8 protein-coding genes and 2 pseudogenes are annotated in these 13,387 nt (G+C 63.2%); 3 read left to right on the forward strand and 7 right to left on the reverse strand.

Annotation, left to right across the window (positions count from 1 at the left end; translation table 11 throughout):
* Positions 1–150: 150 nt before the first annotated feature.
* From ACFSOZ_RS30110 to ACFSOZ_RS30140, 7 genes and pseudogenes are all read right to left on the reverse strand, one after another.
* The gene (locus ACFSOZ_RS30110) at positions 151–609 is read right to left on the reverse strand and encodes a YqfO family protein (RefSeq protein ID WP_379104096.1); all 459 of its coding nucleotides are present in this window, start codon (positions 607–609) and stop codon (positions 151–153) included.
* A gap of 117 nt (positions 610–726) precedes the next feature.
* On the reverse strand, positions 727–1,905 hold the full coding sequence (locus ACFSOZ_RS30115) for an MFS transporter (RefSeq protein ID WP_379104098.1): 1,179 nt from the start codon (positions 1,903–1,905) through the stop codon (positions 727–729).
* 23 nt (positions 1,906–1,928) lie between these two features.
* A pseudogene (locus tag ACFSOZ_RS30120) lies at positions 1,929–2,670 on the reverse strand (NUDIX hydrolase).
* An 85-nt stretch (positions 2,671–2,755) separates the two neighbouring features.
* Positions 2,756–3,190, reverse strand: coding sequence for a DUF983 domain-containing protein (locus ACFSOZ_RS30125; RefSeq protein WP_379104552.1), 435 nt, complete (start codon positions 3,188–3,190; stop codon positions 2,756–2,758).
* An 11-nt stretch (positions 3,191–3,201) separates the two neighbouring features.
* A pseudogene (rnr, locus tag ACFSOZ_RS30130) lies at positions 3,202–5,509 on the reverse strand (ribonuclease R).
* Positions 5,510–5,515: 6 nt separating this feature from the next.
* On the reverse strand, positions 5,516–8,152 hold the full coding sequence (topA, locus tag ACFSOZ_RS30135) for a type I DNA topoisomerase (RefSeq protein WP_379104100.1): 2,637 nt from the start codon (positions 8,150–8,152) through the stop codon (positions 5,516–5,518).
* 367 nt (positions 8,153–8,519) lie between these two features.
* A complete protein-coding gene (locus tag ACFSOZ_RS30140) occupies positions 8,520–8,897 on the reverse strand; it encodes a COG4315 family predicted lipoprotein (RefSeq protein ID WP_379104102.1) in 378 nt (125 codons plus the stop codon).
* Positions 8,898–9,077: 180 nt separating this feature from the next.
* On the opposite strand from ACFSOZ_RS30140, the gene ACFSOZ_RS30145 reads away from it, so the two are divergent.
* The 3 genes from ACFSOZ_RS30145 to glmS all read left to right on the forward strand — a co-directional run bounded on the left by ACFSOZ_RS30145 (position 9,078) and on the right by glmS (position 13,336).
* Positions 9,078–9,824, forward strand: coding sequence for a cytochrome c biogenesis CcdA family protein (locus tag ACFSOZ_RS30145; RefSeq protein WP_379104105.1), 747 nt, complete (start codon positions 9,078–9,080; stop codon positions 9,822–9,824).
* Positions 9,825–9,978: 154 nt separating this feature from the next.
* On the forward strand, positions 9,979–11,337 hold the full coding sequence (glmU, locus tag ACFSOZ_RS30150; RefSeq protein WP_379104107.1) for a bifunctional UDP-N-acetylglucosamine diphosphorylase/glucosamine-1-phosphate N-acetyltransferase GlmU: 1,359 nt from the start codon (positions 9,979–9,981) through the stop codon (positions 11,335–11,337).
* Between the two features lie 175 nt (positions 11,338–11,512).
* Positions 11,513–13,336 (forward strand): glutamine--fructose-6-phosphate transaminase (isomerizing), encoded by a 1,824-nt coding sequence (gene glmS / locus ACFSOZ_RS30155; RefSeq protein WP_379104109.1) that lies wholly within the window; start codon positions 11,513–11,515, stop codon positions 13,334–13,336.
* Positions 13,337–13,387 lie beyond the last annotated feature (51 nt).

Genomic DNA, 13,387 nt, shown 5'->3' on the forward strand with positions numbered 1-13,387 from the left:
TCAGTCCGTTATGTTCGTGGGGTTTTGGCCGCTGGAGCACGGGAAAACACCCGGACGCGGGAAACTTGGCGCGACACATAAAGAACGTGCCTGGAAAGTCAAGCCCGGCAGGCCTTGGTTGGCCCACCGGAGCAGGCCTATGGCTTCAAATCATGCGATTTCCGCCGCGGATACCCCAACCTTCTTCCAGTCTCCGGTCGTGTTCCACCAGCGATTCGGATTGGCGCGGTCGTCCAGCCCCTTGGAGCGGCTGGCCAGGATCGGCTGAATGCGGATCACCGGCTCCTGGTAGGAGTGCGCCTGGAAAATCGCCTCGACGACGCGTGCGGCCAGTGCCTGGTCGTCGGGCAGTTCGAACGAAACCTCCACCGTGCCTGGGCGTCGCCGCAATTCGGTTTCGGCGCCGGCGGCCGCACCCTCAAGCGGCCTGTAGCGTTCGATGCCATGCGCCGACTGATAGGCATTGCGGTCATATTTGCCCATCGCCAGCGGCGCTATCGCCACCACCGCGTCCATGATGCGGTCGACGTCGGCGGCCGGCGCCTGGAAGGTCACGAGCAGGAGCAGTGTCATTCGCAACGAAGTGGTTTCAAAGCCGCTGTCGATCATCAGAGTATCCTCAACTTCAGATGTTTTGAGGCAACCTTATAACCGGGGGCTGCTGACATGGTTCTGTCAGCAGCCTGTCATCGCGCGACGCTGAAATGCAGGGCGTGTAGTGCCGCGCTACAGGAGGATCTTGCGGATCACCCGGACGCTGACCAGGGCGATGTAGGCGGCGAAGAACAGGCCGAGCGACCAGCCGAAACCGGACGGACCGAACGCATCCATGCCGATGCCGATCGCTTGCGGGCCGAGCACCATGCCGACGCCGTAGCAGAGCACGAAGGCGGCGTTGGCGGACGCCAGTTCGTGGCCGGAAAGCTGCGAACCGAGATGGGCAAGGCCGATCGTGTACATGGCTGCGACGACGCCGCCCCAGACGAACAGAAGTGCCGCCATCAGGTGCCAATTCTGCGCAAAGAAGGGCATGAAGACCGTGCCGGCAAGGCCAACGGTGGCGCAGGCAATCAGCAGATAGCGGCGATCGCTGACGCGGTCGCTGATCATGCCGATCGGGATCTGCAGCAGCACGTTGCCGAGGCCGATCATGGTCAGGAGAAGGGCTGCGTCGGCCTCGGAATAGCCGATGCGGTTGCCGTAAATCGGGAACAGCGCAAAGCCGCCGGTTTCGACAGCGCCGAACACCAGCACGGCGGCGGTCGCCGACGGCACCAGCCAGATGTAGCGCAGGAAATTGCTGGTTTCGCCGTCGGAGGAGATCGACGGGCTCTCGTTGCGCGCCGCCAGCACCGGTATGGCGGCCAGCGTCACCAAACCGATGATGACGCCGAACGGCCTGAAGCCGGAACTGCCGAGATGGGCGAACAGCCAGGGTCCGGCGGCAAAACCGAGCGACAGAACGGTGGCGTAGATGCCGAGGACAAGGCCACGCCGGTGCGGCGGCGCCGAGGTGCTGATCCAGAATTCAGACAGGATGAACAGCACCGTCAATGCTATGTGCAGCACGATGCGCAGCGGAAACCACATCCAGAAATCGGGCGCGAAATGAAAGCCGATGAAGGCCAGGGCGCCGGCGGCGATCATGGCGACCATGGTCCACGCGACGCCGAAGCGCACCGCGAGCGGCGTGGCCAGCGGGGCACCGGCGATCGAGGCCAGGCCGGCGACAGCGGTGTTGAGGCCGATCATCGAAGCAGAATGGCCGCGCGTTTCGAGAATGACGCTGAGCAGCGGCATGCCGAGGCCGATGGCGATGCCGACGACGCTGATCGACGAGATCGCCGCCACCATCGGCAGCCAGTGTACGCGTTCGTCGCCCTGTGGTTGGGTATCGACCGTCATGGGGTGTCTGAATACTCGATGTTTTACAGAATTTCGCGGGTGAAGTGGTTGCGGACAAGCCGGTAGAAGGGCACGGGACCGCCCGGACGCAACAGCGGATCATGGGCGAGGCGCGTTTCCAGCTCGTCCAGGATCATTCGGGTGATGTCGGGTATGTCAGCTTCCCTGGCCTTGGCAAGCGGCAGCCAGACCAACTCTTCGAGTTCGTTGGTTGGACCGCCCCCCCGGCAGTTCGACGGCGACATCGTCGCGCCAGGCGCTGAAGAAACGCGTGTCGAAGCGGCGCACCCGATTGGGCGGCGTGATGGCGCGCGCGACGAAACGCAGCATCTCGAGAGAGGGTTGCACGCCGTGTTCGGCAAAGCCCTGCCAATCGGGCCTGGAAGTGGCGAAAGCACCTTGGCGGCCGATCAGCAGCCCGGCTTCCTCATACGTCTCGCGGATCGCCGACAAGGCGATGGCGCGGGCCCGTGCGGCGCTTGTGCGGCCCGGCCCAGCGATCAACTTTGCTTCCTGCTCCGGATGCAATGCGGCGGCGACCGGGATGCGGCTGTCGGCAGGGTCGGTACGGCCGCCGGGAAAGACGAATTTGCCCGGCATGAAGGCGTGGCCGGCGTGACGGCGGCCCATCAGGACCAGCACCTCATCGCCCTTTCGGTCGAGCAGGATCAAGGTCGCCGCGTCGCGTGGGCGGATAGGCCGGTCGCTCTGAGCGATCATGCTCCGCTCGATCCTGTCGACTTCCGCCTTGGCCATACCGTCCATGCGCAGGACCTAGCGGAAACTTCTGGCAAGCGAAAGTGGCCTTTCACGTCGGTATGTTGCACCAGCGAGCGTAGCCAACTTTGACCTAGACCCCGGGATGGGGCTCGATCACATCCTGCTCGCCGCCGAATCCGTGCATATAGAAGGCCCATTGCAGTCCGATGACGGCACCCTTGACCGGCTGCAGCAGCGCCACCGCCAAGACAATGGTCAGCGGCACCCAGATGGCGATGTGCTGCCAGGTGGACAGCGTCGATGTCGCCTCGACGGCCATGAAGGCGCCAAGCACGATGTGACCGACGATAACGATGACGAGATAGGCCGGAAGGTCGTCGGCGCGATGGTGATGCAGTTCCTCGCCGCAGACGCTGCATGTATCGACGGTCTTGGTGAAGGCGCGAAACAGCTTGCCTTCGCCGCAATGCGGGCAGCGGCCGAGCATGCCGCGCTTCATTGCCGTCCACAGCGGGCGGGCGGCCCGGCCCGAGTGATGTTCTCCGCCGAAAACCGGTTGTTCCATGGCTGTTGTCATCATCGTCTCCTGCCGCGCGAACCCGGTCGCGATTGCGACGCGCGGGCGCGGCCCTTGGCCTTGTGAAACGACCGCTTGGAGCCCGGCAAAGGCTTCGGGTCGGTCAACATCTCGAAGCGCATCGCGCCGGCCATTGGTGCCACCTCGACGAGCCGGACCTCGACGCGGTCCGCGAGCTGGTAGCCTTTGCCCGAGCGTTCTCCGAACAGGGAGCGGGCCGCTTCGTCGTATATATAGTAATCGCCATTCAATGTTGACACCGGGATGAAACCATCCGCGCCATACTGCGGCAATTGGACAAATAGTCCCGATTTGGTGACGCCGGAGATGCGCGCGTCGAAGCGGTCGTCGACGCGCTCGGCGAGATAGGCGGCTATCAGCCGGTCGACGGTGTCGCGCTCGGCTGCCATTGCGCGCCGTTCCGTGCCTGAAATCAGCACTGAGACGTCTTCGAGCCGCGCTTCCTCGTCCTGCGTCAGCCCGCCTGGGCCAAGGCCGAGTGCGGCAATAAGTCCGCGATGCACGATCAGGTCGGCGTAACGGCGGATCGGCGAGGTGAAATGCGCGTAGCGCTTCAGGTTGAGGCCGAAATGGCTGATGTTCTTGGGCGAATATTCGGCCTGGCTCTGCGAGCGCAGCACCACTTCGTTGACCAGGCCTTCATTGTCGGCGCCGCGCACGCGCTCCAGGATGCCGTTGAACTGGCTTGGCCGCATCTGCGCGCCGCGCGCCAGCGACAGGCCAAGCGTCTGCAGGAACTCGCGCAGCGATTCCTGCTTGGCCAGCGAAGGCGCGTCATGGACGCGGTAGACCAGCGCCTGCTTCTTTGCCTCCAGCGTCTCGGCCGCGGCGACATTGGCCTGGATCATGAATTCTTCGATCAGCTTGTGAGCATCGAGCCGGTCCGGCACGATGACGCGATCGACGGTGCCATCCGGCTTGAGCAGGATCTTGCGCTCCGGCAGGTCGAGTTCGAGCGGCTGGCGGCCGTCGCGGCCACGCTTCAGGATTGAATAGGCGTCCCACAGCGGCTTCAGCACGGTGTCGAGGATCGGACCGGTCTTGTCGTCCGGCACGCCGTCAATGGCTGCCTGCGCCTGTTGGTAGGCAAGTTTCGCCGCCGACTTCATCATGACGCGGTGGAAGGAGTGCCGGAGTTTGCGGCCTTCGGCCGAAAAAAACCATGCGCACGGCCAGCGCCGGCCGGTCCTGGCCTTCGCGCAGCGAGCACAGATCGTTGGAGATACGCTCAGGCAGCATCGGCACGACGCGGTCCGGGAAATACACCGAATTGCCGCGTTTCAGCGCTTCGCGGTCGAGTGCCGTGCCATAGCGGACATAGGCGGCGACATCGGCGATCGCCACCGTGGCGACCACGCCGCCCGGGTTGTTCTCGTCAAGGTCTGGTGTGGCGAAGACAGCGTCGTCATGGTCCTTGGCGTCGGCCGGATCTATGGTGACCAGGGGCAGGTCGCGCCAGTCCTCGCGGTGATCCATCGTCGCCGGCTTGACCGCTTCGGACTCGGCGACGACGTCGGCTGGAAAAATATGCGGAATGTCATGCGCGTGGATGGCGATCATCGAGACCGCCTTTTCGCTGGTCAGCGAACCCAGCACGTTGAGCACCTTGGCTCTTGGCAGCCCATAGCGGGAGGCACGCGCGGGCTCGACCTCGACCAGGTCGCCATTCCTGGCGCCGTTCTGGAACTCCTTGTCGACGATCAGTTCGGGCTGGCGCCGTTCCACCGGCTCGATGCGGAAGGTGCCGTCCTGCAGGATGCGAAAGACGCCGAGAACCGCATCGCTGCGCTTCTCGAAGATCTTCATCACCCGCCCGGTGTAGGCGGGGCCCGTCACTTCGTTGGTCGGGAAGGTTTTGGCCAGCACGCGGTCGCCGATGCCTGGTGCCGGGCCATTGCCGCTGCGCGAGATCCGAATGGACACAACCGGCGGCTCTCCCGTACCGACGGCTTCCGCAGGATGCGCCAGCAAAATGCCGTCGCCGTCGCGGCCAAAAATGTCGAGCACGGCGACATGGGGCAGGGCGCCGACGCGGGCCAGTTGTTTGCGCTCCTTGGTCAGGACGCCTTCGTCCTGCAGGTCGCGCAAGATATCCTTCAGCCAGATGCGGTCGTCGCCGCGCAGTGCGAACGCCTTGGCGATGTCGCGTTTGCCGGCGCGATCGGGATTTTCGGCGATGTAGCGCAGGATTTCGTCACGTGACGGCCTATAGTCGTCCTTGACCTTGGCCCTCGTGTCGGCGGTGCGCGGATCGCCGTGGCTTCTACCGGTGATCCTGCGCGCCACGCTGTCCTACCCTTTTTTCTTCGCGGCCGGCTTCTTGGCCGCCGTTTTCTTGGCTGTTGTTTTCTTGGTTGCCGGGGCCTTGGCCGCTGCCGCCTTGCGGAACGGCTTCTTGCCGCCGCCGCCCTTGGCTTCCTTCTCGGCAATCAGCGCCAGCGCGTCCTCGACCGTCACCGATTGCGGATCCTTGCCCTTGGGCAGGGTGGCGTTGACCTTGCCGAAATTCACGTAAGGCCCGTATTTGCCGTCACGCACGACGATCTTGCCGCCGCCGTCGGGATGGTCGCCGAGCTCCTTCAGGGCTGCCGGCGTACCGCCATTGCGGCCGCCCTTGCCCTTCAGCTGCTTCTCGGCGATCACCGACACGGCGCGGTTGAGCCCGATGGAGAACACGTCCTCGATGCTGTCGAGATTGGCGTAGGTGCCGTCATGCAGCACGAACGGGCCGTAGCGGCCGAGCCCGGCCGAGATCATCTTGCCGGATTCCGGATGCTGGCCGACATCACGCGGCAGCGACAGCAGGGCAAGCGCCTTCTCGTGGTCGACGGTTTCAGCCGTCCAGCCCTTGGGCAGGCTGGAACGCTTGGCTTCCTTGCCATCGCCACGCTGCAGATAGGGGCCGAAGCGGCCGCTGCGCAGCGTGATTTCCTCTGATGTATAGGGATCCTTGCCGATGACCTTGGTGCCGTCCTCGCCATTGCCGTTCTCGCCATTGGGATTGGCGGCGTCGCCGAGCTGGCGGGTGAAGGAGCATTCGGGATAGTTCGAGCAACCGACAAAGGCGCCGAACTTGCCGAGCTTCAGCGACAGATTGCCGGTGCTGCATTTCGGGCAGATGCGCGGATTGGAGCCGTCTTCTCGCGCGGGGAACACCAGCGGCGCCAGTTCCTCGTTGAGCGCATCGAGCACGTCGGTGACGCGCAGCTCCTTGATATCGGCAACGGCGCCGGAAAAGTCCTTCCAGAAATCGCGCAGCACGTCCTTCCAGGCGAGCTTGCCGTCCGATATCTCGTCGAGCTTTTCCTCGAGAGACGCGGTGAAGTCGTATTCGACATAGCGCTTGAAGAAGCTTTCGAGGAAGGCCGACAGCAAACGGCCCTTGGCCTGCGGCACCAGCCGGCGCTTGTCGAGGGTGACGTAATCACGGTCCTCGAGCGTCTTCAGGATCGCCGTATAGGTCGACGGCCGCCCGATGCCGAGTTCTTCCAGCTTCTTGATCAGCGAGGCTTCGGAGTAACGCGGCGGCGGCTCGGTGGTGTGCTGGGTGGCGTTGATCGCCTGGCGGGCAAGCTGCTCGCCGGCGCGGATCTCGGGCAGACGGCGGTTTTCCTCGTCTTCCGAATCGTCGTCCTTCTGGTCTGTGTAGGCGGCGATGAAGCCGTCGAAGCGAACGACCGAACCGATGGCGCGAAGCTCGGCGGTGCGGGCGCCGTTGACCGCCTCGATCTCGGCTGTTGTGCGTTCGATCTCGGCCGGCTGCATCTGGCTGGCGATGGCGCGCTTCCAGATCAACTCATAGAGCCGCATCTGGTCGGAATCGAGATATTGCCTGACCGATGCCGGGGTGCGCATGAAGTCCGTCGGGCGGATCGCTTCGTGTGCTTCCTGGGCGTTCTTGGCCTTGGCGGTATATTGGCGCGGCTTTTCCGGCAGGTACTTGGGGCCGAATTCCTTGGCGATGGCGTCGCGGGCGGCCGAAATCGCCTCGGGCGCCATCTGCACGCCGTCGGTTCGCATATAGGTGATCAGGCCGGTGGTTTCGCCGCCGATCTCCATGCCTTCATAGAGGCGCTGCGCCACCTGCATGGTGCGGCTGGCCGAGAAGCCAAGGCCCGATGAGGCGGCTTGCTGAAGCGTCGAGGTGGTGAAGGGCGGGCCGGGATTGCGCTTGGTGGGCTTGGCTTCCACCGACACCGCCTTGAAGGTCGCGCCCTCGAGCATCGACTTGATGTCGTCGGCCTGCGCCTTGTTGGAAATGTCGAGCTTTTGCAGCCTCTTGCGATCGAAGGCGGTCAGCCGCGCTTCGAAATTCTCGTTGCGCGGCGTGCCGAGAAGGGCGGCAATCTGCCAATATTCTTCGCGGATGAAGCGTTCGATTTCGGATTCGCGGTCGCAGACCAGACGCAGCGCAACCGACTGGACGCGGCCGGCCGAACGGGCGCCCGGCAGCTTGCGCCACAGCACCGGCGACAGCGTGAAGCCGACGAGATAGTCGAGTGCCCGGCGGGCGAGATAGGCATCGACCAGCGGCGCATCGATCTGGCGCGGATTGGCCATCGCTTCCAGCACCGACGACTTGGTGATGGCGTTGAAGACGACGCGGCTGACCGGCTTGTCCTTCAGCGCGCGCTTCTGCTTCAGCACTTCCAGAACGTGCCAGGAAATCGCTTCACCTTCACGATCCGGATCGGTGGCGAGGATCAGGCCGTCGGCATCCTTGACTGCCTTGGCGATGTCGGCAAGCCGCTTGCCCGAGGCGGTGTCGACCGCCCAGGACATGGCGAAATCCTCGTCCGGCCGCACCGATCCATCCTTGGCCGGCAAATCGCGGACATGGCCGAACGAGGCCAGAACTTTGTAGTTCTTGCCGAGGTATTTGTTGATTGTCTTCGCCTTGGCCGGCGATTCGACGACGACGACGTCCATGAGGTCTCATATCAGCTGTGATGCGGCAGAAGAATTCCGCTGCGCGCGACGAAATCTCGTTCTATTGGCCGCTCACATGGCCGCGCTTTTGCATCCGGTCAAGGGGAAGCGCCCAAATTGCAGGGCTGTCCGCAGCAATACACTCTTAGAGTGTATGGAGAAAATCACAGAATTTGGCTTGGGGAGATCGCGATCCCGAGTCAGCGGAAACGAACCGATTCATTTTTCCGCCGAGTCGACGAAAAGCGGCTGGGGTATCGCAGGGGTCGACGCTCTGACAGGCTGATTGATGCTGGCCGCCGGGCTCTTGGAGGGACATCCGGCGGCTAGCCAAGCCCCGCCAGCGGCAGGACCCGGATTGAGAACTTTAGTCGGCCTTGACGATGTGCCAGACCTCGCCGACACCGTCGCCGGTCACATCACCAGCCTTCTTGTCCTTGATGAAGGTGTAGACCGGCTTGCCGTCATAGGCCCACATCTTGGTGCCGTCGGTACGGTCGACGACGCTCCATTCGTCGTCCGCCTTGGCGCCGGCCTCGGCCTTCAGCGGCGGCCAGTTGGTGGCGCATTTGTCGTAGCAGTTGGTCTTGCCCTTCTCATCCTTGTCATAGGTATAAAGCGTCATGCCGTTGGCGTCGGTGTAGATCTTGGTGCCATTGACCTCGGCTTCCTTCCACGCGTCGGCGGCGAAGGATGCGGCGGTGCTGAGCAAAAGCGCGGCCAGACCTACGGTTATGGTTTTCATGGAAATCTCCCTGGCTGATACTTGGAGACGCGCGGGAAATCGCGGCCTCACTGTATCAACGCCTGCGAGCCGTCGTTTCTTCCCCGACCTGCGCATGCGGTGACGACTTGCCACAAAATGGTGATTGGTGGAGAAGCAACGTCGAGCCTATATCGGCGCCGGGACAGTCGGAGTTTTGGAATGGCATTGGACATCGGCTATGTCAGCGCGGTCGGGGCGGGAGCGATCTCGTTCCTGTCACCCTGCGTGCTGCCGCTGGTGCCGCCTTATCTCTGCTACATGGCCGGCGTGTCGGTCGACGATTTTCGCGGCAATGCGGGTGCGACGGCACGCGAAGGCGCGCGCGGCGCGCTGCTCTATTCGTCGATTGCCTTCGTGCTTGGCTTCTCGACCGTGTTTGTGGCCCTCGGCGCCGGTGCCTCAACCATCGGCCATTGGCTGCGGGTCTGGCAGGAGCCGCTGGCGATGGTCGCCGGCGTGCTGATCATCCTGATGGGCCTGAATTTCCTCGGCATCTTGCGCATCCCACTGTTGTCGCGCGAGGCCCGCTTCCAGTCGCAGGGAAAGCCGGCAAGCGCGGTCGCCGCCTATGTCATGGGGCTTGCCTTTGCCTTCGGCTGGACGCCCTGCATTGGCCCGGTGCTGGGGCCGATCCTGACGCTGGCCGGCGGCCGTGAGACCGTGGGCGAGGGCGCATTGCTGCTGGCTGCCTATTCGCTCGGCCTCGGCATCCCGTTCCTGATAGCGGCGCTGTTTTCCGGCGCCTTCATGCGCTTCCTCGGAAAGTTCCGCGTCCATCTCGGCCGCGTCGAAAAGGCGATCGGCGCGCTGCTGGTCATCGCCGGCGTGTTTTTCCTGACGGGTGGCGTTCAGACAGTATCTTATTGGCTGCTGGAGAATTTTCCGGTGCTGGGGCGGCTGGGGTAATCTCGTTGCCCAAAAATGCGAAATGCGCGCCGTGGACCCGCTGACCAAGAGTTAGCTGCTCTACGATCTCACCGGAATTTAACCGCATTGGTGCAGCATGGCGCCACTGCTATCCTGTTTTGATTCCCAACCCTTTTCATATGGTTGTCCGTCCATGAGCCAGAGATCCTGCTTGTCCGTCATCCTCGCCGCCGGCGAAGGCACACGCATGAAAAGCGCGCTTCCGAAGGTGCTGCACCAGATTGCCGGCCTGCCGATGGTCGCTCATGTGGTGAAGGCGGCGGAAGCCGCCGGTGCCAGCAGCCAGGCGCTGGTGATTGGCCATGGCGCCGACGAGATGCGCAAGGCCGCGGCAAAGTTCGCGCCGAAGGCCGAGACCTTCGTGCAGGAGAAGCGCCTCGGCACCGCACACGCCGTGCTCGCCGCGCGCGATGCGATATCAAAGGGTTATAACGATATCCTGGTGATGTTTGGCGACACGCCATTGATCGACGCGGATGCGCTCACCGTGGCGCGGTTGAAATTGGCCGAAGGTGCCGCCGTCGTGGTCATCGGTTTCCGGCCACCCAATCCAACCGGTTATGGCAGGCTGATCGAAAAAGGCGGCAAGCTGATCGCCGTCCGCGAGGAGAAGGACTGCAGCGCGGAGGAAAGGAAGATCGGCTTCTGCAATGCCGGCATGATGGCCGTGGCCGGCAGCCAGGCGCTGACGCTGCTCGATGCGGTCGGCAACAAGAACGCCAAGGGCGAATATTATCTCACCGACATCGTCGAGATTGCCAGCGCGCAGGGTCTCGATGTCGTCGCCACAGAAGCCAGCTTCGAGAGCGCGCTCGGCATCAACAACCGCGCCGAACTGGCGCAGGCCGAGGGCATCTGGCAGGCGCGCCGCCGCCATGAGGCGATGCTGTCGGGTGTGACGCTGATTGCGCCGGAAACCGTGTATTTCTCGCACGATACCGAGATTGGCGCCGACACGATCGTCGAACCCAATGTCTGGTTCGGCCAAGGCGTGAAAATCGCCACCGGCGCCAAGATCCATGCGTTCAGCCATTTCGAAGGCGCCACCATTGCCTCGAATTGCGAGGTCGGACCTTTCGCTCGGCTGCGGCCGGGTGCTGACCTGAAGAACAAGGCCAAGGTCGGCAATTTCTGCGAGGTCAAGCAGGCGACCATCGAGGAGGGCGCCAAGGTCAACCACCTGACCTATATCGGCGATGCCCGCGTTGGCGCGGGCGCCAATATCGGCGCCGGCGCCATCACCTGCAATTACGACGGCTATTCGAAATTCTTCACCGACATCGGCGAAGGCGCCTTTATCGGCTCGAATTCCTCGCTGGTGGCGCCTGTCACCATCGGCAAGCGCGGCTATATCGCCTCCGGCAGCGTCATCACCGAAAGCGTGCCGGACGACGCGCTGGCCTTCGGCCGCGCCCGCCAGAAGACCATCCCCGGCAAGGCCAAGGAACTGCGCGAGCGTTTTGCTTCGGCCGCGGCTGCGAAGAAAAAGTAAAACCGGCCGGCAAAAAACCGAATGATTGCAGTAACCGGATTGCAAGAGCGGTCTGTCATGGTGCATGCGTGCAGAAGCGTTCTGTTACATGGGACGAAATGCAATGTGACTTTCGCGGCAGGCCGGCCATCCCTAGATAGTGCTGGTTTTCCATGGGGAATTGGGGGCTGTCTGCATGTGCGGTATCGTTGGAATCGTCGGCCACTCGCAGGTTGCACCGCTCATCGTCGACGCGCTGAAGCGGCTCGAATATCGCGGCTATGACTCGGCCGGTGTCGCCACCATCGAGCATGGTCAGCTTGCCCGCCGCCGTGCCGAAGGCAAGCTGGTTAACCTCGAGCGCCGGCTCAAGGACGATCCGCTCGACGGCACGATCGGCATCGGCCACACGCGCTGGGCAACGCATGGCGTGCCCAACGAGACCAATGCCCATCCGCATTTTTCCGACGGCGTCGCCATCGTCCACAACGGCATCATCGAGAATTTCGCTGAACTGCGCGACGAACTGAAGCGTGACGGCTACGAATTCTCCTCGCAGACCGACACCGAGGTCGTCGCCCATCTGGTGGCGCGAGAACTGGCCAAGGGGTTGCAGCCGGTCGAGGCTGCGCACCAGGCGCTGAAGCGGCTGGAAGGCGCCTTCGCGCTGGCCATCATGTTCAAGGGCGACGAGGACCTGATCGTCGGCGCCCGCAATGGTCCGCCGCTGGCCGTCGGCCATGGCGATGGAGAGATGTTCTTGGGCTCCGATGCCATCGCGCTCGCGCCGTTCACCAATTCGATCACCTATCTCGAAGATGGCGACTGGGCGGTGGTGCGCTGCGAAGGCGTCACGATCTTCGACATTGACGGCAGACAAGTCGAGCGCAAGCGTCAGCAGTCGCTTTCGACCAGCTTCATGGTCGACAAGGGCAACCGGCGCCATTTCATGGAGAAGGAAATCCATGAACAGCCCGAGGTGATCTCGCACACGCTGGCGAATTATCTCGACTTTGTTGGTGGCGTATCCAAGCCGCTCGACCTGCCTTTTGATTTCGCCAAGATCGACCGGCTGGCGATTTCGGCCTGCGGCACCGCTTATCTCGCAGGCCTGATCGGCAAGTACTGGTTCGAGCGCTACGCCCGGCTGCCGGTCGACATCGATGTCGCCTCGGAGTTCCGCTACCGCGAAATGCCGCTGTCGAAGAACGATGCCGCCTTCTTCATCTCGCAGTCGGGCGAAACCGCCGATACGCTGGCGTCGCTGCGCTACTGCCGCAAGGCCGGGATGAAGATCGGCGCGGTCGTCAATGTGCGCGAATCGACCATGGCGCGCGAATCCGACGTGGTGCTGCCGACGCTGGCCGGCCCGGAGATCGGCGTCGCCTCGACCAAGGCCTTCACATGCCAGCTTTCGGTGCTGGCATCGCTTGCCGTGCGCGCCGGCGTGGCGCGCGGCACGATTTCACGCGAGCAGGAAAAGACATTTGTGCGCGAGCTGTCGGAAGCGCCTCGCTACGCCAACCAGGTGCTGAAGCTCGACCATCAGATCGAAAAGATCGCGCGCGACCTCGCCCACTACAAGAACGTGCTTTATCTCGGCCGCGACACCAATTTCCCACTGGCCATGGAGGGGGCGCTCAAACTCAAGGAAATCTCCTATATCCACGCCGAGGGTTATGCCGCGGGCGAGCTGAAGCATGGGCCGATCGCCCTGATCGACGAGAACATGCCTGTCATCGTCATCGCGCCGCATGACCGGATCTTCGAAAAGACCGTGTCGAACATGCAGGAAGTGGCGGCCCGCGGCGGCAAGATCATCCTGATCACCGACAGCAAGGGTGCGGCACTTACAAGTGTCAAGACGATGGAGACGATCGTGCTGCCGGATGTGCCGGAAATCATCTCGCCGATCATCTACGCGCTGCCGATCCAGATGCTCGCCTATTTCACTGCCGTGTTCATGGGCACCGATGTCGACCAGCCGCGCAATCTGGCGAAATCGGTGACGGTGGAGTAGGCGCCGTTTAAAAACGTCGCAGTTTCGAAGCGCCTTCCGGTTCACAGAGCC

Origin of the sequence: Mesorhizobium newzealandense, from assembly GCF_042682145.1 — a bacterium.
Taxonomy (GTDB): Bacteria; Pseudomonadota; Alphaproteobacteria; order Rhizobiales; family Rhizobiaceae; genus Mesorhizobium; species Mesorhizobium newzealandense.